Genomic DNA, 19,422 nt, shown 5'->3' with positions numbered 1-19,422 from the left:
GGATGTCTCAGATCACTGTTAAGGCGTAATGGACCGAATAAAGTGGCAAAACGGTCTGTCTATTGGCTTTTACCGTTTTTAAATTCATTAGGTGTCACTCCACAAAAACGCTTGAATGTCTTACTGAAATAGCTGGGATTATTGAATCCGAGTTGCCATGAGATTTCAGCAATAGTCAGATTAGTCTTTATAATCTTTACTTTAGCAACATCGATCTTGATTTTATTGATAAACTCGGTTGCACTCAGGTTTAATAGTTTTTTCAGTTTATTGTATAGTTGAGTTCGACTGATATTCATGTGAGTGGTCGGTTGGTCGACACTCAATTCCGGGTTCTCAATGTGTTCGATGACGAATTGTGTCAATGATTTGATAAATTCCTCGTCTTTGTTGTTGAGTTCTTCATTGAGTTGGAATATTTTCATGTCGTGATAATGTTCGCGGATATTATTTTTGGCTTTAAGCAAGTTGGTAATTCTAAGATTCAATTCATCGAAAGTGAATGGTTTTTCGATATAGGCGTCGGCTCCTGCAGATAAACCTTGCAATTCGTTTTCTTTCGAAGGCTGTGAAGTGATGAGAATGACCGGGATATGGGAGTACTCACGAGAAGTTTTAATATATTTACTCAATTCATATCCGTCCATATAAGGCATCATAATGTCACTGATGATAATGTCGATGATATGTGTTTTTAGCAACTCTACAGCTTCCTGTCCGTTATAAGCCGTTTTCACCTTATATAAACGGAGTAGCTTACTTTTTAAAATGTTATTGATATCCGGATTATCTTCCACCAAAAGTACAGTCATCTTTTTCTCGGCATTTGCAGCATTCATATCCTCTTTTAGTCCGGAGTTATTGAGCAGGTATACAGTATCTGCCACTACGTCGGGTGAGTTAACGATATCCAAAGTTTCGTCCGGTGCAATCATATCCTTAGAGTCTTCGACCAAAGGTAATTTTACTTTAAAGGTCGTACCGCTATTTTGATGACTTTCTATCTCAACTGTTCCTGAAAGCAGCTGAACTAGACCATTCACCAAAGCCAGTCCAATACCCGTATTGGAATACTTTTGATCGGATGAATCGGTTTTGTGAAAAGGCTGCATGACAGCTTCCCGCTGTTCCGGATGAATATATGAACTGCTGTTATGACAGGAGAGAATCAATTGTCCGGAAGCTTTGTCTACATCAATCCTGAAGTTTATTTCACTTTGAGGATCAGAATGTTTGAAAGCATTGCTGAGCAGATTACTGATGATTTTCTCTATCTTGTCTCTATCGAATACCGTATAATAAGAGTCGGCTGAAGTTGCATATTGAAAAACAATCTGCTTTTGTCTGAAGACGGGAATAAACAGTTCGAAGATGCTGCGTCCATAAGTCATAATATCTCCTTTGACATATTCGATGCGTGCATGGTCGGTTTCTACAGAACGAAATTCCAAAAGTTGATTGATCAGGAATTGAAGCCGTTGGATATTCCGATTGATGATTTTCATTTCTTCACCGGTAATTGTATTGTTTCGTCCGATTGATATATCTTCGAATACAGCCATAAGGATAGATAAAGGAGTCTTAAACTCATGGGTGATATAAGTGAAAAAATTCAGCTTGTGTTTATTCAGTTCGCGCAGGTTGTTTTTTTCCATTCTTTCGATGCGGATATCCATTTTGTCTCGCATACGCACTTGGTAGAAGCGGACAATTATAAAACTGATAAGAAGTCCGATAAGAGAATAAATAGTGATCATGAAACCACTCAGCAAAAAGTGAGGACGAATGTTAATGGTTATTTTCCGACGGTCGAATACAACTCCGTTTTTTCCTATGACCCGTACGTGAAATTGGTAGGTGCCCGGATCAAGGTTGGTATATGTGACTGATTGTGGGATTTGTTGTGTTGCATTCCATTCGGTCTCCATACCTTCCAGATAGTATTCACAGGAAAGTTGTGATTGGCAATTTTCATTATAGTTGATTACCAGAAAATCAAAAGTCAGGGTATTCATACCGTGAGGTAAGCGAATGACAGATGTGCTGTCGATATTATTCTGTAGAATGCCGTCCGGTGATGGTTGTACGTGTTTATTAAAAATCCTGAAATCCGAGAAAGTCAGATGAATATCGTTTGTAGGACTGTTATGGTTCAGTCCTTCCGGTCGGAAGAAGCATACCCCATTGATACTGCCAAAGAAAAGGGTACCGTCAGGATCTTTATAGCCCGGACAGGCATTGAACTGGTTGGAAACCAGATTATCGGATACTTTATAATGGGCAAAACTCCGACTTTCCGGATTGAAAGAGAAGATACCGTTATCCGTACTCATCCATAAATAGCCAAAGCTATCTTCCTGTATGGAATAAATATCTCTTTGCCGGAGTTCATTCTCCTTTCCGAATGCCTGTATACTGTCTGCACGTGCATTGTATTTCATCAATCCTCCGTTGCTGGTACCGAACCAGACCTCTCCTTTGGAGTCAACAAAACTACAATAAATATTATCGCTGGTCATTGTTTTACAGCCTGTCACTCCTTTTTGATATCGATGGATACTATGGGTCGGAATATGATACCGAAAAATACCGTTGAAATGTGTGGAAAACCAGATATTTCCTTTGAGATCACGTGTGATGTCGTCAATACGTATAAGCCGGAATACATCCGGAAGGAAGGGAGTGAATGAATCGGTCCGGAAATGATAGATATTGACACCTTGGCTGGTTCCTATAAACATAGTATCAGGATTATGAACATAAAGTTTATAGATTGAATTATTGGATAGTCCCGCGTGTCCCCCTGCTATGTTTTTATATGAACGAATATAGCCTTTTGCTAAATCGACTTTTTGCAACCCATCGATAAAGTTGCCAATCCAGATATTACCGGAGTGATCTTCGGCTAATGCATGGACATTATCTCCGTTTAATGACGGGTGTGTCGATTTGTTTAAATACCTGATGTGACCATCCGGGTAAAGAATAGAAATTCCATGATCTTCGGATGCAAACCACAAAGCTCCGTTTTTATCTTTAATGATGTTGCTGATTGCTTTTCCTTTCAGGTATTGTTTCCCATTATCTGCTATCAGGTAGTGGAAATTATTTTCGGTCAGGCTGGTGTAACTGACCCCTCCGAAGAAAGTGCCGATCCACATAATGTCACCCCGGCTTTTATAAATAGTATAGATCGCATTATCGGTCAGTCCGGATTGGACATCTTTTGCATGCTGCCGATATTGTATGTAGCTGTTATCTGTATAGTCATAGATGAAAAGTCCGTTTTCGGTTCCGATCCATAAATTTCCACGCATATCTTCTTGGATGCAGCGAATATAACGCATATCCTTTCTGTCTTGTGAAGCGAACTCCACGGATACGAATTGATTATAGTTTTTGTTGTATCGGTACAGTCCGTTTTCGGTCGTCCCCAGCCATAGAGTCCCCTGCGAATCTTTATAAATAGAAGTAAACTCGACAGGATAATCCGGAGAAACCTCAGTAGCTGTGATTTTTCTGGTCATTTGTCCGTTTGGGCGGAAACAATAAATCGTATTTGGACTCACTGCCCATACATTTCCATTCATATCCAGCGTTACTTTTACAATCAATCCCTTATGGAGTAGTGGCATACTTTGCTCTGTCTTACTATATGCATATAGCCCGGAATCGGACGCAATGAAAACTGAACGTCCGTCGTAGGCCATGTCCAATACATATAGTGGGGCCTTGGTTTGCGGAACAATAGTGGTGAACTTCTCTCTCATCATATCATACAAGCACAGTCCTTCATTGGTACCCATCAATAGAGTATCCTGACCGAGGAGTAGCAGTTTCTCGATGCAGTTTGAAGAGAGTCCGTCATCTGACTTATAATATTGTTTGATGTTGTATCCATCATACCTGTTCAGTCCTTTGAGGGTTGCAATCCAAATATATCCTTTTGAATCCTGCAGAATATCCCGTACGGCACTATAGGTAAGTCCGTGTTGACTACCCAGGGAGTGGAACATAAGTTCGTTCTGTTGTGCATATAGGATAACAGAAGAAAAAAATAAAATCAGGGTAAAAGTGCTCTTCTTCATTCGTCTCTTAATTACGTACAACACAAAAGTCTGAAATAAAAACGAATCAAAAAGATACTTATGGTCACAAACTGATATTTATATTCACTATAGAAATATTTAATGTAAATATGAATATGCGTATCAGTGAATAATCTATTGTTTTACGGTTCGGTTCTCTTTTCGCTTACTTTTGCTGAAACAACAAACAGTAAAATATGCATGAAACAACAACTCAGTATGGAACCACACAAAATGGACTCGTCCTGATCCGACTTCGGGACTTAACAAACAAACTAAAAATGTATGAATCCTTTTTAATGACTAAATTACTAATATTATGAATCTAAAAGATCTGAACAACCTTAGAGCAGATACGGAAGGCAGGATAAAAACCGTCTTCTTAATATGCATGTTTGTGCTGGTGTCTGCAGGTGGATTTGCTCAAAACACAAAGAGCATTTCGGGTACGGTGAGAGAGAAAGGCAGTAATGAAACTGTTATTGGTGCCACTGTACAAGTGAAAGGAACACACAATGGGGTGATTACTAATGAGAATGGGGAGTATACAATTAAAAATGTATCTCCGGGACAAGTACTTGTTTTCTCAATGATTGGTATGAATACGGTTGAAAAAACTGTAGGTAGCCAAAATCGGATAGATGTACTGATGGATGCGGGAGTATTGATTGACGAGGTGGTAGTGACCGGTTATCAGACTCAGCGTAAAGTGGACTTGACCGGATCTGTATCCAGTTTGAGTTCCGATCAGTTCATGCAAACCAACCCGTTAAGTCTGGAGCAGGCTTTGAAAGGAAAAATATCCGGTGTGCAGGTAATGAACAATGATGGTGCGCCGGGTGGTGGAATTACGATTAAGATTCGTGGAGCCAGTTCTATTACGGCAGGTAGTTCACCTCTGTATGTCATCGATGGTTTTCCTCTCCCTATTTCGGACGATCCTCTGGAAAGTCCTTTGGCTACTATCTCTCCTGATGCAATCGAGAGTATCTCTATCCTGAAAGACGTATCATCAACTGCCATTTATGGGGCACAGGGGGCTAATGGCGTTGTGTTGATTACTACGAAGAAAGGATCGGCCGGTATGAGTGAAATCTCTGTGAAGGCTACTTACGGTATCAGTAAACTGGCAAATTCTATTCTAATGCTGGGTGCGGAAGACTATATGCGTGCGTATATGCGTGATATGATTATGAGCGGACGCTGGCAAAATGCTGATTTCTATCAGGAATATAAAGATCAGATATGGAATACCAATCCTTCCCGTTTCCAATTCTATCCCGATCTTTGTTTGCAGAATGGTACTAAACAGAATTATGAAGTTTCTTACAGAGGGGGAACAGACCGCATACAGAACTCTACAATCTTTTCGTTGATGAATGAAGACGGTATTGCCATCAATACCGGATTTAAACGATTCTATTTCCAAACGAATAATAGCATTAAATTGCTTCCGCAATTGACTTTGAACACAAATCTTTCATATGAACACAATATTCGTAGCGGTGCTTTCTGGACAGAAGGTAATATTTTTAACGAAATACAGACTTTCTCTCCGCTTGTTCCTAAAGAATGGACTTTTCAGGAGATAGATGATAACCTTTACTATACAGGTAAGATGGATAACCCTTATAGAAAATTAAAAGATATTGATTACTCTAACAAGAATAATACTTTCTTCGGTCAGGCAGAGTTGGTTTACAATATCAATGATAACTGGTTTGTAAAAGGAGGTATTGGTGTGCGTATACCCAAAGGTGAAGTGAAAGAATTTATCCCGAAAACCATTCAGAGAGGCTACGATAATAACGGATTGGCCACATACGCTACGCAAAGTGGATTAAATATGCGTGGAGTAGTCCAGGCCGGATTTAATAAAGTGTTCAACAAAGTACATAGTCTCTCGGTAAATGCCGTATACGAGGCTAATACCAACAAGTATGAAACCTTTAATCAGGAATATTCTCAGTTTAATACCGATTTGGGATGGGAAGGTATTTATGATGCAAAAAGTGGTAATCATGTGAAATCTCCCGGTGTATCTTACGAGAAGATAGCAATGCTTTCGGGGGTATTGATGGCTAACTACTCTTATAAAGGGCGTTATTTATTGAAAGCATCTATGCGTGCTGACGGTTCTTCTAAATTCAGCCCTGATAATCGTTGGGGATTTTTCCCGTCCGGAGCATTGGGTTGGAGAGTTTCAGAAGAAGAATTTTTTAAGAATGTATCTTGGTTGGAGAAGAACGTTAATAACTTGAAACTACGTTTTAGCTATGGTCAGGTAGGTAACGATCAGATTGCTCCGTATGCTTATGCACAGACCTTATCTTCCAGCCAGAGACAAGCCATTTTTGGTGACGGAGCTATTCCGGCCTTGTACACCAGCCGTATGGCAAACCCCGAAATCAGTTGGGAAGTAACGGAAGAGTTTAACGGCGGTCTCGATTTAGATATGTTTAATAACCGGCTGAATATTTCATTGGATCTCTATACCAAGACAACTCGTGATATGCTGCTTGAACAGAATCTGCCACGTACTTCCGGTTTTGGAAAAGTAACCAGGAATATCGGTTCGGTACGTAACCGTGGATTTGAAATCAGTGTAGGCGGTGTGCTGATTGATAAGAAAGACTTTACGTGGAATGCAACAGTGAACTTTAGTTCCAATCAGTCCAAAGTACTGAGTCTAGGTGCTGAGACACAGATGTTGGAAGGGCGTCCGGTGGGTTCTGCTTCGGGTTCGGAAAATGTCCTGATAAAAAAGGGATATCCTCTCGGACTGTTCTATGGTTTGCAAATGGAAGGTATTCGCAGTAATTGGCATTCTGACTATAATGGTATAGGCAGTGCTGATTCTCCTTGGTGGTATGCCACTGAAAGAGAGATGCCATACGGATTCCCATCTTTTGCAGATACCAATGGAGACGGGAAAGTGGATATGAGTGACCGTGTCGTGATAGGAGATGTGAATCCGGTATTTATCGGTGGCTTGAACACCCGTTTGCGCTGGAAATTCATTGAACTGGCTATGGACTTCAGCTGGTCATACGGAAATGATATAATCAATGGTAATGTATACAATCTGATGAACAATGGCGATATTCGTAATAAGTCGGCCGTATACTATAAAGATGCTTGGTTTGCTAATAATCCTACCGGTACTTTTACAGGTCCTGGTGCAATTGATTGGTCCGGGTATATGTGGGCTGCTTCCAACTCTGAAATGGTGGAAGATGGTTCGTTCCTGAAGATGAATAACCTGGCTGTAACTTTCCGTATGCCGAAAAATATATTAAAGGCTTGGAAAATTAAGGACCTGGCTCTGACATATACGATTAACAATGTTTTCTGTTTAACGAACTATTCGGGATATGATCCTGAGGTACGTAGTGGCAGCTCTGTAAATAATCGTATTCTTCCGGGAGTCGATATCTCGGCTTATCCGTATGCCCGGTCTCATATATTCTCACTTAATTTTAAATACTAATAAGGTACTGCCATGAAAAAAATATTATTAGCCCTTTTAACCTCTTGCGCCTTAGTGTCGTGTGAGGGGTATTTCGACCAGTTACCGAAAACAGAACTTCCGTCTGAAACTTTCTATACTTCCTATGATGCTGCTTTACGTAATGTAGCTATATTGTATGCTAATGCAGGGCATGTCAATGATGGAATTATGACCAGTGACCGGTTTATGATGCCTTCATTGATGAATGAAGGTCCGTTCGACCTGACTTCGACATCGGGTAGTGTACTGAATTTGTGGTCAAAGCATTATGCGTATATTGCACAGGCAAATCTGATACTTGAGAGGCTGGAAACCAATAAAGAGGTGATTGATGAGAATGCAGGACATTCTGCATTGGATAAAGCTACGATCACCGGATCAGCTACTGAAATGCTGATGGGAGAAGTTCGTTTCCTCCGGGCTTATGCTTACTTTACATTGTATCGTTATTATGGCGGTGTACCTCTGATTATAGAGCCTACCGGACCGAAGCCGGATTATGTGCCGCGAGCAACCCGCCAGGAGATGTTCAAGTTCCTCTATGACGAGATGGCCTATGCATTGGACAAGTGTTTGGATAACCGTTCGGGCATTGCTTATGGTCGTGTTACCAAAGGTGCCGTAGCCGGTATGTTGGCAAAAATGAAAATATTCCACGCTTCTTATATCCGCCGTGCAGAAATGTATGGAAACAAGATTAATGAAACAACAGCTGATGGTGTAGATAAGACAACGTTATATGCTGATGCAGTGAAGTTGTGTGACGATATCATTGCCGGCGTGTACGGAACTTATAAGTTGGAAGAATATTTCCCTGCTGTATTTACCAAACGAAATAACGAGATTATGTTCAGTGTATTGGCAGAAGAAGGAGTCGGTACAGGAAACAAGATACCTATGGGGTTTGCCGGTGAAGGTAAATACGGAGCAACCGGTGGAAGCAATCTTACTTCGTGGCTGACGTTGCTGTATGATATACCGATGTGGGAACATAATTACAGCTTCAAGGACGTATGTATGGACTATGGCCAGGTAGATCGTTTCAATGCCGAAAGTCCGAAGCCCGGAACGACTCCTTATGACTTGCAGAATCTCTATGATCGTACCGGAAAGTACACCATAACCGGAGACATTACCCGTCGTATGTGGAGTTCGGTGAAAGGCTGGGTAACCGGTCCTAACAGTGGTGGAGCTCCTATCGGGTTGTGGGTGTTTGAACCTGCCGGACGTGAATTAGGCCCCGAGTTTTATATTGAGCCGGGTAAGGTGAACGATTACACCGAAGAACAGCTCAAAGTAATGGATGTAGCTCTTGAAAGTCATGAACGGGCGTGGTGGAAGAATGAAACGAATGGGCAGAACAAGCCTAACTTGTGGAACTGTAATTGGTGGCAATTAGGTAAATTCCGTAACCTGAACCCGAGTGAGTTGAGTTCAACCTTTGATATTAATTATGGTGGAGTGGACTATCCTGTTTTACGTTTGGCAGAGATTTACTTGCTGAAAGCGGAGGCACAAATCATGCAGGGCCATGTTTCGGAAGGAGTGAAAACGATGAATATTATCCGTGATCGTGCTTGCCATCAAGGATCTATTAAAGATATGTTTGTTTCTCAGGGAGATGCTCCTTATACTTATCAACCGGGTTCGGTTATGATGATTCCGACTAATATCAGTCCGGCTAATGCACTGAAAGAGTTGATGTATGAACGTTTACGCGAATTGGCAGCCGAGGATGATTGCGGATGGCTCGATGTAGCACGTTTCCCTGATGTTTCAATGGTTGATCTGGCTGATATCTGCCGTTATCGCGATCCTCTACAATTCTTTGATCCGTTTGGTGATCCGGCGCGTGGGGAATACCTTTGGCATCTTTTTAATGAAGAGAAAGTGTACCGTGTGCTGATGCCGATACCGTTTACCGAGTTATCGTTCTTCCCAGAAATGAAACAAAATCCGGGATATTTTTAATGTTAAAAACGAATGGATATGAAAACAAATAAACTGATTATAGGGCTGCTTGCTGTGGCAGCTACTTCACTGGTTTCTTGTGAGAAATTTGGTGCAGATGTAGAAACACCGTCTGTCAGTATCTCTGTGTCTCCCGAAAATCCGAAAGTCGGTGAAGAGGTGACGGTAACGATCAATACCGATGCTCAGTACCTGACACTTTTTACGGGTGATGAAGGAAAAAACTTTGAGCGTTCGCGTATTAAAGCTATTATGGAACATGATTGGGATAGCTTTTATGAAGAATGTTATCGGGTCTCTTATGCAAAGAATGGGGAGAAGACCTTGTTTTATAAATATTTTAAGGACTATCAGAGTATAGAAGACGTAAAAAAGGATTTTGAGTTTTTCGGAGCGATTGATAATATCCAGTTAGTGCCCTACAAAAAAGGAGACTTTCCGGAGGCACTGATGGAAATGAGCTATATAGGGACGAATCAATTGAAGTTTACGGTGACAGATCGGCGGATTCCTTCGGGTATCCGGATGAAGCCGAATATTCATATCTTTGGAGGACTTGCCAATCAACCGGGTAATACAATTATCGAGAGTCGCTTTGTAGCGTGTGATGCTGATCGTGCAATACGTAAATACTCTAATGATGCATGGGTAGCTGCTTATTTTGGTTTACATACCGAACAGTTGGAAGACTTTCAGGGATATAGTGCAGGATACAAATATTATACGTTCCAAGATGAGCGTTCGTATGGAGCGTTCCAGACTAACGATCCATTATCCCGCCGTCCTACGGAAGGATTTTATAAACTGGGTGATATGTACAACCGGGATACTTACTTGCAGCCTTTTTTGGATCATGGAGAAAAAATCATTCTTCGTCAAGTGGATATGTACGTGAATGGTCGTTCGACTTTTGTGGCAGCTGATGATTCGCCTTATAAATATGATTTGGACGGAGACGGAGTATTGGAATCGTATGAATGTGAACTCGATCCTGCTACCGGTCTTCCGGTACATGAAGCCGACTATACAAAGTACAAAGGTTTTCAGGGAGATGTTTATCTCTCTTTTATAGAGATGGGAACTGATGAATATGAACCGTGGAATACCGGTGTTTCATTAGGTTCTGTATATACTACCGGAGGAATTCAGAAAACTTATAAGTATATTTACACCGGAGCCGGTGACTTTACAATTACTGCTGTTGCTACCAATGTAGGTGATAAAGATTATAAAGGAATAGATTATAGCGAGGAAAGAAGTAATTCTTTGGATGACTATAGTCATAAGAGAGCACTTAGCAGTGTGAAGGTTTCGGTAAAACCGTAGTATCCTTCGGTAGAATGTAAATCAGTAGTTGAGTGTCTGCCCGGTCGCGGTATCCATTAATAAGGGGTTTTGCACAATCCTTTTAGGACCTGTGGAAGGCAGCAATACTCAACTACTGTAGATTACTTTATTAATATAAAGAATAGTGCCTATGAAACTTAAGTATTGTATTTTATCTCTACTCTTTTTTTATCTGAATATTTCTTCTATCCAGGCCGTAATACCACAGATGGAAGTCAGTCCGGATGAGAGAGGTGTGAGTTCGCTCGTTTTTCAAGGTGCGGGCAATGTTCGGAATTATGTAGACCACGGGAAATATCTGGGCGATTTGAGTCTGACTTATGAAGTAAGAGGGAAGAGTTATGCCGTTTCTTTGGCTGATATTACTCCTCTGGTCTTGTCGAATACTCCGGATAAGATACAGATATTCTGGCAGCTTCCTTCGGATGTGCGTCTTTACCAAACTTTTACTATTAAAGGAGAAGAAGTAGACTGGGAGATTGATTTTTTTAATCGCAGTCATCATCCGGTGAAGGTGACGGATATGTGGTTCGCTCTGCCTGTGGGCGCTTTGGATGAGTCTATTCAGGCACATCAGAACCTGAACCGTCATTTCTCTCTGAATGGAAATGCCTCTTTCTTTTATTGGACTCCGCTGACAGGGCAAGGTGATATTCTGCTGATGACTATGCATAAGGGAACTGCGATAGAATATGCTACACAAGATGGCAAGTACTATCTGCATTCAATGAATGCTGTAGATCGTACCAATGATAGCTGGAGATTACCGTCTACCTCAAAAAACGTACAGCCTTACGAGCATTACATGACAGGTTTCAACTTCACACTCACTGGAAATCATGAAGAGGTAAAAACGAAGATTTATGATAAACACGGAGTGGTTGTGAAAGTTGCTCCCGGTATGGTAGTCACTCCTGAGTTTGAGGTCTATTGTGCCTTGCAATCGAAACTGCCTGTTGCTGAATTAGTGGCAGAATATCCTGAGGAGATACAGATAACCAGTCTTGGACAAAAGGAAGGAGATAAATATATCTATAAGTTCCGTTTCTCCCGTTTGGGAGAAAACCTGATTACGGTTCATTATGGAGATGATTTGATATGCTTTCTCGATTTCTTTGTGACCGAGCCTTTGGAAACCCTGATAAAAAAACGGGCGCGTTTCATTGTGGACAAACAACAACATCGTGATTCCTCCAAATGGTATAATGGACTTTATAGTCTTTGGGATATGGAGAAATCCGAGTTACTTTCACCTGATCACTTGGGCGATTTGCGGGAGGAGTTTATGGTAGGCGGATCTGATGATCCGTCCAATAGTAAACCAGTCTATGTGAGTGAGAAGAATGTCATTTATCCTAATAAAGAAGAAATTGCTTCTTTGGAGTATTATGAAGAAAATTTTGTGTGGGGCAAGCTGCAACGTACGGATGAGGAATATCCCTATCCATATGGTATTTACGGCAGTGAAAACTGGTATCAGAACCGCAGCGGGAAATATGGCGGATATGAAGACGGGGGTTCCGGTAAGGGGCGTATGTGGCGAACTTTTGATTATACCACTCATTTTGCCATCTATTATAATCTCTACCGGATAGCAGAGGATAATCCTGAAATGGTATCTTATCTGGATGCTGATGGCTATCTGGAACGTGCTTATCGGACAGCGATGGCTTATTTTGAAGTACCCTATAATATTTTGATGGGTAAACAATGGGCTTTTCATGGTTGGACGGACTGGGCCTATAAACAAGGTAATTTTCATGAGCGATATCTGCTGGATATTATCAATGCCCTGCAACAGAAAGGTAGATTAAAAGATGCAGCCAAGTTGCGTCGTGAATGGGAGAAAAAGGTAACTTATATGGTTTACGAAGATCCCTGGCCTTTTGGATCCGAGATGTTTGTTGACCGTACAGCTTTTGAGTCCTCCTATTATGTGGCAGAGTATGCAAAGTTAAATCCCATAAAACCCGAAGAACAATTCTGGTATGATAAGAATCGGAAAAAATGGTACTCGTATACTTCGTTTGACACTTCGATGATTGATCGTTTCATGCAGAATCAGTTGGATGGAAACCTGGCGTTGAGAGGGTTGTTTGAACCAGGTTATGCTAATCTGGGTACAGCATGGAGTGGACAATATGTAAATCTGGATTATATGACCCAAATGGGCGGAGTGGCATTACTCGATTATGCTTACCGGTTTTCGGACCGGCCGGATAGGTATATTAATTATGGATATAATTCTTTGTTGGCTTCGTGGGCACTGATGAATACCGGGACTAAAAAGACAGATTTTGGCTATTGGTATCGGGGAGAACAAAATGACGGTGCTGTAGGCTGGGCTTTTTCACCCTATCAGAACTCACGTACCTATATGAATTATATCAAAGTGGGGCGTGCTCCCTGGCGGTTTGATGGTGAGATAGACCATGGGCTTACCGGAGGTATTCACGGTTCAGGAGTTTATCTGCTCGATGATCCTGATTTCGGATTAATCGGTTATGGAGGAAATGTCCGAATGGATAAAGATGGAACAGTGAGTATCATTCCTTTTGACGGAGTACGTCGTCAGGTCCGTATCATGACTCCTGTCCGTTTTTCGGTCGAGTTGATGCAAGACGGATTCCGGAAAGATTACCCGATCACTCTGAGAGGGACGGAAGAACTGAGTTTCTGCATAGAAAACCGTTCTGATAAACCTCATAACACAACTATCCGGGCTGAGGGAATGCCTGAAGGTAAATATACTGTCATGACCGATCACAAAATGATAACGACATTCAATATTGAGGCGGGTAATGCACATCATCCTTATTATATAGAGGTACCCGTTACGGACAAACATACCCAAGTGAAACTTTTAAAAACAAATTAGAATGAAAAATGTACTAACAGGGCTATTTCTGCTTATCCTTGCGACAGCTTGCTCGGAGGAGGAGCCGCAGACAATAACACCCGTTCCTTTTAATCAGGTAACTTTGACCGATGGGTTTTGGAAGAATAGGATGCAGACGGAAATCAATGTAACAGTACCGTTCTCTGTCGAACAAAGTGCCCCGGCAGTAGAGCGTTTCCGGCGTTGTGCCGCTTTCTTGGCAGGAGACTCTACCGCTCTTCCTGAAACTCATCGTTTTATAAGCTCTGATCTTTATAAGGTGATGGAAGGGGTGTCTTATTCATTGATGATTCAACCAAATAAGGAGTTGGAAGAGTTCATGGATCGAGTGGCAGACCTGATCACTGCTTCGCAGAAAGACGACGGATATTTATATATTTCACATATTTGTGGTAATCCCGATCCTCGTGAGATGGGTGAGAAGCCTTACTCATGGGTGGTTCATAGTCACGAGCTTTATAATGTGGGGCATCTGTACGAAGCCGCAGTAGCTTACTATCAAGCTACAGGTAAAGATAAACTACTGAACGTTGCTATCAAAAGTGCCAAGCATGTGAATAAAGTGTTCTTTGAAGGAGGTGATCCGAATTATAATGGGGGTAAACCTATTAACCAGGCTCCGGGACATGAAGAGATTGAACTGGCACTTTGTAAACTATACCGGGTGACTAATGATCCGCTATACCTCGATATGGCGAAGAAGTTTCTGGAGATCAGGGGAGTGACCTATCGTCCTGAGGGTGAAGGAGTGATGGCACCCACTTATGCACAGCAACACGCACCGGTGAAGGAGCAGACGGAAGCTGTGGGACATGCGGTCCGTGCGGCTTATTTGTACACGGCTATGGCGCAGGTGGATGCCTTGACCGGATTGAACGATTATACCAAGGCTCTCAATTCCATTTGGACAAATCTGGTGACGACCCGCATGCATATTACAGGTGGACTCGGGGCTGTAGAAGGAATGGAAGGTTTTGGAGCTCCCTACGAACTTCCTAACTTAACAGCCTATAATGAAACTTGTGCGGCAGTAGCAAATGTCTTCTTTAATTATGGCATGTATCTGGATAGTGGCGATGCTAAGTTTCTCGATATAGCGGAACTTTCACTTTTCAACAATTCGTTGGCAGGGATCAATCTGCATGGTGATCGTTTCTTCTATGTCAATCCTCTTGAAGCAGATGGAGTGAGACGTTTTAATCATGGGAATGGCGGACGTGCCAAATGGTTCGGGTGTGCCTGCTGTCCTCCTAATATTTCTCGTTTGATTCTGCAAGTGCCGGGTTATATGTATGCTTACAGTAAAGACAGAGTTTACCTGACCCTTTATGGTGGCAGTCAGACAACTATTCCTCTGGAAGGAACCCGTGTGAAACTGGAGCAAACTTCTGCTTATCCGTTTGATGGGAAAGTACGCTTGACGGTACAACCTGAAAAGGGAAGCAAATTCTCGGTTTGTATGCGTATTCCTACGTGGGCACGATCCGACGAATTTGTGCCGGGAGGACTTTATCCCTACAAGCAGCCCAAGCAGGCGGAAGTAGAATTGAGTGTCAACGGGCAGAAAACCGACTTCAAGATGGAGAAAGGATTTGCCGTTATCAAACGTGACTGGAAGCCCGGTGACGTAGTTGAACTTAACATACCGATGCCCGTACGTTTTGTTGATTGTATTCCCGAAGTCAGTGAAAATATAGGTAAAACTGCTGTAACTCGCGGACCACTGGTCTATTGTGCGGAAGAGGTAGATAATGCGGGACCTGTTCAGCGGCTCTATCTGGGGGATACGAACGAAGCACAGGCTAAGGTAGCAAACATCTCTTCCGGCGTGCTGCAAGGATTGGAGAGGATCACTTTGCCCGGAATGGAAAAGAAGGTCGGAGGAATCACTTCACGAGAGATTACGATGATTCCTTATTATGCTTGGTGTAATCGGGGAGATAACCGTACAATGCTGGTTTGGCTAAACGAAGAGGCTTCTACAGCCAGTATCGGTCAGCAGACCATGGCTTATCTGCGTAATGTAAAAGGAGTGAATGCTTCATCTGTTGCCGGAGGGAAGAATATCTCCGTGCGTGCACTTTGTGATGGAAAAGTATCTGAATCTTCTGCAGACAAGCTTACAGAACAGTGGGTGTCTGAGGGATCGGGTAAACAATGGGTGCAGGTAGACTTTAGAGAGCCATTCCTACTAAATTCACTTTCCGTGTATTGGCTGGATGATCAAGACAAAATAACTGTTCCGTCCGGTTGGTCGGTGGAATATAAGTCGGATGCCGGTTGGACTCCCCTTGAACTCTATGTGACGGACTCTTATCAGATGGGTACCGATCGGTTCAACGTAGTACATCCATCCGGTAGTCTTGAAGTGGAATCCGTTCGTATTCTTATAGAACCTCAGAAAGGAAAATCAATAGGTGTTTCAGAGATAAGGTTTGAGTAGGTTCTTTTTTATCAGCTGGAAAGAGAGTGTTGTGCAGCAGAGGCAACATTCTCTTTCTCTATTTTTCTAGGGTGTATAAACAAAAAAAGGTTCGTCTTGTTGACGAACCTTTTTTGCTCTTCCTCTTGGACTTGAACCAAGGACCCTCTGATTAACAGTCAGATGCTCTAACCGACTGAGCTAAGGAAGAATTTAAATAACTGAGAATGTGAATATCTGCTCTTCCTCTTGGACTTGAACCAAGGACCCTCTGATTAACAGTCAGATGCTCTAACCGACTGAGCTAAGGAAGAATGTTTTGTTTTTCTCAATTGCGATGCAAAAGTAATAGGATATTTTGAAATATGCAATATCTTTGCAAAAAAAATTAGTGAAATGGATAAAATAATTGGATTGGGCAACGCCCTGGTAGACGTACTTGCAACCCTGAAAGATGATACACTCCTTGATGAAATGGGATTACCCAAGGGAAGCATGCAACTTATTGATGATGCTAAGTTACAGCAGATTAACGAACGATTTAGCCGAATGAAAACCCACTTGGCAACCGGTGGAGCGGCTGCAAATACGATCCTCGGACTCGCTTGTTTGGGTGCCGGGACCGGTTTTATCGGAAAAATCGGAAATGACGCTTACGGAAACTTTTTTCGGGCAAATCTGCAAAGAAATGGCATCGAAGATAAATTATTAGTGTCTGATCTGCCATCGGGAGTTGCTTCTACTTTTATTTCTCCGGACGGAGAACGTACTTTCGGTACTTATCTCGGTGCTGCCTCTACGCTGAAAGCCGAAGATTTAACGCTGGATATGTTCAAAGGGTATGCATATCTGCTTATCGAGGGGTATCTGGTACAGGATCATGATATGATTCTTCATGCCATCGAGTTGGCAAAAGAGGCCGGATTGCAGGTTTGTCTGGATATGGCCAGTTATAATATCGTAGCGGGTGATCTTGAATTCTTCACCTTATTAATAAATAAATATGTAGATATTGTTTTTGCCAATGAAGAAGAAGCGAAAGCGTTTACGGGCAAAGAAGATCCGAAAGAAGCTCTTGAGTTGATCAGTAAGAAATGCAGTATTGCCATTGTAAAGGTAGGCGGCAATGGTTCTTATATTCGTAAGGGTACTGAAGAAATTAAGGTAGAAGCTATTCCGGTGAAAAAAGTGATTGATACAACAGGAGCAGGCGACTATTTCGCATCCGGATTTCTGTACGGACTGACTTGCGGATATTCTTTGGAGAAGTGTGCTAAGATTGGTTCAATTCTCTCCGGAAATGTTATACAGATAGTTGGAACCACGATTCCCGGTGAGCGTTGGGATGAAATAAAGTTAAATATTAACGAAGTTCTGTCAGAGTAAGCAGGCAATGAGTTACTTTTACGTCTCATTTTAACGAAAAGTGTATGAAAAAGTTTCTGAATAGACGAAATGGTGTCCTGTTGGCAGCAGTGTTGGTTGCTGTAGCATTCTTTAGTTTCAAGAGCGGTGACGACCGTAACTTCCAGATTGCTAAAAATCTGGATACCTTTAATTCTATCGTCAAAGAACTCGATATGTTTTACGTAGATACGCTTGATCCGAATAAGACGGTTCGTGAAGGGATCGACTATATGTTGTCTTCGCTCGATCCCTATACGGAATACTATCCGGAGGACGATCAGGCCGAACTGCAGCAAATGTTGAATGCCTCGTTCGGAGGTATCGGATCTTTGATCACGTACAATCAAAAGCTGAAACGTTCGATGATAGCCGAACCGTTTGAGGGAACTCCTGCAGCTAAGGTCGGATTGAAGGCCGGTGATATACTGATGGAGATTGACGGAAAAGATTTGGCGGGGAAAAATAACCAGGAAGTCAGCCAGATGCTCCGGGGAGCAGTAGGTACCAGTTTCAAGCTGAAAGTGGAGCGTCCGGACGAAAAAGGAGGGACACGACCATTGGAATTTGATATTGTGCGTCAAACCATCCAGACTCCGATGATTCCTTATGATACCATTTTTAATAATGTAGGTTACATCAATCTGAGTACTTTTTCCGGCACTCCTTCGAAAGATTTTAAGAAGACCTTTCTGAAACTGAAGAAAGAAGGTATCACTTCATTGGTGATTGACCTGCGTGGTAACGGTGGCGGACGCTTGGAAGAAGCGGTAGAGATTGCTAATTTTTTCTTGCCTCGTGGTAAAGTGATTGTAACGACGAAGGGAAAGACCAAACAGGCCAGCAATACCTATAAGACATTACGTGAACCGCTGGATCTCGATATCCCGATTACTGTACTGGTGAACGGTGCTACGGCTTCCGCTTCCGAAATCCTTTCCGGAGCTTTCCAGGATTTCGACCGTGCTGTGATTGTAGGTAGCCGTACGTTTGGAAAAGGACTGGTGCAGACCACCCGCCCATTGCCTTATGGAGGAGTAATGAAGCTTACTACTTCCAAGTATTACATTCCCAGCGGACGCTGTGTGCAGGCCATCGACTATAAACACCGCAATGAAGATGGCAGTGTAGGTACTATCCCCGATAGTCTGACTACCGTGTTCCATACGGCAGCCGGTCGTGAAGTTCGTGATGGGGGAGGAGTGATGCCGGACATCGAAGTCAAGCAGGAGAAATTGCCTAATATTCTTTTCTATCTGGTACGTGATAACCTGATTTTCGACTATGCGACGCAGTATTGCCTGAAGCATCCGAGTATTCCTTCTCCACAGGAGTTCAAGGTGACCGATGCCGACTATAACGACTTTAAAGCGATGGTGAAGAAAGCTGATTTCAAGTACGATCAGCAAAGTGAGAAGATTATGAAGACGCTAAAAGAGGCTGCCAAGTTCGAAGGTTATCTGGATGAGGCTTCGGAAGAGATTAAGGCATTGGAGAAGAAGCTGACTCATAACCTGGACCGTGACCTCGACTATTTCTCTAAAGATATCAGGTCGATGATCGCCGATGAAATCATTAAGCGTTACTACTACACACGTGGCGGCATCATCCAGCAATTAAAAGATGACGACGGGCTACAAGCTGCTCTTAAGATATTGGCCGATCCGGTGAAATATAAAGAGACCTTGAGTGCTCCGGTAAAGAAATAAATATCCGGCCGGCCGGATCAGAACACCACGGATAACTCCGATTTTCGTAGAAGTTCCTTTAGGAAGCATAC

Annotated in this window: 8 protein-coding genes and 2 tRNA genes; 7 read left to right on the top strand and 3 right to left on the bottom strand. The window is 42.3% G+C overall.

The annotated features are described in order from the left end of the window. Positions 1 to 59: 59 nt before the first annotated feature. The gene (locus tag BF9343_RS20350) at positions 60 to 4,088 is read right to left on the bottom strand and encodes a two-component regulator propeller domain-containing protein (protein WP_010993744.1); all 4,029 of its coding nucleotides are present in this window, start codon (positions 4,086 to 4,088) and stop codon (positions 60 to 62) included. Between the two features lie 319 nt (positions 4,089 to 4,407). Between BF9343_RS20350 and BF9343_RS20345 the strand changes: the two genes are divergently transcribed. The 5 genes from BF9343_RS20345 (at position 4,408) to BF9343_RS20325 (ending at position 16,259) form a co-directional block, all read left to right on the top strand. After that, entirely contained in the window at positions 4,408 to 7,578 is a 3,171-nt protein-coding gene (locus tag BF9343_RS20345; protein WP_010993743.1) for a SusC/RagA family TonB-linked outer membrane protein, read from the top strand. Between the two features lie 12 nt (positions 7,579 to 7,590). Further along, positions 7,591 to 9,570 (top strand): RagB/SusD family nutrient uptake outer membrane protein, encoded by a 1,980-nt coding sequence (locus BF9343_RS20340; protein ID WP_010993742.1) that lies wholly within the window; start codon positions 7,591 to 7,593, stop codon positions 9,568 to 9,570. Between the two features lie 18 nt (positions 9,571 to 9,588). Next, positions 9,589 to 10,896, top strand: coding sequence for a DUF5017 domain-containing protein (locus tag BF9343_RS20335; RefSeq protein WP_005791272.1), 1,308 nt, complete (start codon positions 9,589 to 9,591; stop codon positions 10,894 to 10,896). A 151-nt stretch (positions 10,897 to 11,047) separates the two neighbouring features. Continuing rightward, entirely contained in the window at positions 11,048 to 13,795 is a 2,748-nt protein-coding gene (locus BF9343_RS20330) for a DUF5695 domain-containing protein (RefSeq protein WP_005797475.1), read from the top strand. A 1-nt stretch (position 13,796) separates the two neighbouring features. Further along, positions 13,797 to 16,259: a glycoside hydrolase family 127 protein gene (locus BF9343_RS20325; protein ID WP_005797477.1), complete on the top strand. Its 2,463-nt coding sequence runs from the start codon at positions 13,797 to 13,799 to the stop codon at positions 16,257 to 16,259. Between the two features lie 116 nt (positions 16,260 to 16,375). Here the strand turns inward: BF9343_RS20325 and BF9343_RS20320 are convergent. Together BF9343_RS20320 and BF9343_RS20315 are read right to left on the bottom strand one after the other, a co-directional pair. Continuing rightward, a tRNA-Asn gene (locus BF9343_RS20320) sits at positions 16,376 to 16,449 on the bottom strand. 29 nt (positions 16,450 to 16,478) lie between these two features. Continuing rightward, positions 16,479 to 16,552 (bottom strand) — tRNA-Asn (locus tag BF9343_RS20315). An 82-nt stretch (positions 16,553 to 16,634) separates the two neighbouring features. Between BF9343_RS20315 and BF9343_RS20310 the strand changes: the two genes are divergently transcribed. Together BF9343_RS20310 and BF9343_RS20305 are read left to right on the top strand one after the other, a co-directional pair. Beyond that, positions 16,635 to 17,624: an adenosine kinase gene (locus BF9343_RS20310; RefSeq protein ID WP_005791279.1), complete on the top strand. Its 990-nt coding sequence runs from the start codon at positions 16,635 to 16,637 to the stop codon at positions 17,622 to 17,624. A 44-nt stretch (positions 17,625 to 17,668) separates the two neighbouring features. Then, positions 17,669 to 19,351: a S41 family peptidase gene (locus tag BF9343_RS20305; RefSeq protein WP_010993740.1), complete on the top strand. Its 1,683-nt coding sequence runs from the start codon at positions 17,669 to 17,671 to the stop codon at positions 19,349 to 19,351. Positions 19,352 to 19,422 lie beyond the last annotated feature (71 nt).

Source organism: Bacteroides fragilis NCTC 9343 (assembly GCF_000025985.1).
Lineage (GTDB): Bacteria > Bacteroidota > Bacteroidia > Bacteroidales > Bacteroidaceae > Bacteroides > Bacteroides fragilis.
The sequence above is the reverse complement of the archived record's forward strand: the minus strand, read 5'-3'. Positions and strand labels throughout refer to the sequence as shown.

Bases quoted from the DNA above. Each gene is read 5' to 3' on its own strand.
- BF9343_RS20350 (WP_010993744.1), bottom strand. From the start codon at position 4,088: ATGAAGAAGAGCACTTTTACCCTGATTTTATTTTTTTCTTCTGTTATC.
- BF9343_RS20345 (WP_010993743.1), top strand. From the start codon at position 4,408: ATGAATCTAAAAGATCTGAACAACCTTAGAGCAGATACGGAAGGCAGG.
- BF9343_RS20340 (WP_010993742.1), top strand. From the start codon at position 7,591: ATGAAAAAAATATTATTAGCCCTTTTAACCTCTTGCGCCTTAGTGTCG.
- BF9343_RS20335 (WP_005791272.1), top strand. From the start codon at position 9,589: ATGAAAACAAATAAACTGATTATAGGGCTGCTTGCTGTGGCAGCTACT.
- BF9343_RS20330 (WP_005797475.1), top strand. From the start codon at position 11,048: ATGAAACTTAAGTATTGTATTTTATCTCTACTCTTTTTTTATCTGAAT.
- BF9343_RS20325 (WP_005797477.1), top strand. From the start codon at position 13,797: ATGAAAAATGTACTAACAGGGCTATTTCTGCTTATCCTTGCGACAGCT.
- BF9343_RS20310 (WP_005791279.1), top strand. From the start codon at position 16,635: ATGGATAAAATAATTGGATTGGGCAACGCCCTGGTAGACGTACTTGCA.
- BF9343_RS20305 (WP_010993740.1), top strand. From the start codon at position 17,669: ATGAAAAAGTTTCTGAATAGACGAAATGGTGTCCTGTTGGCAGCAGTG.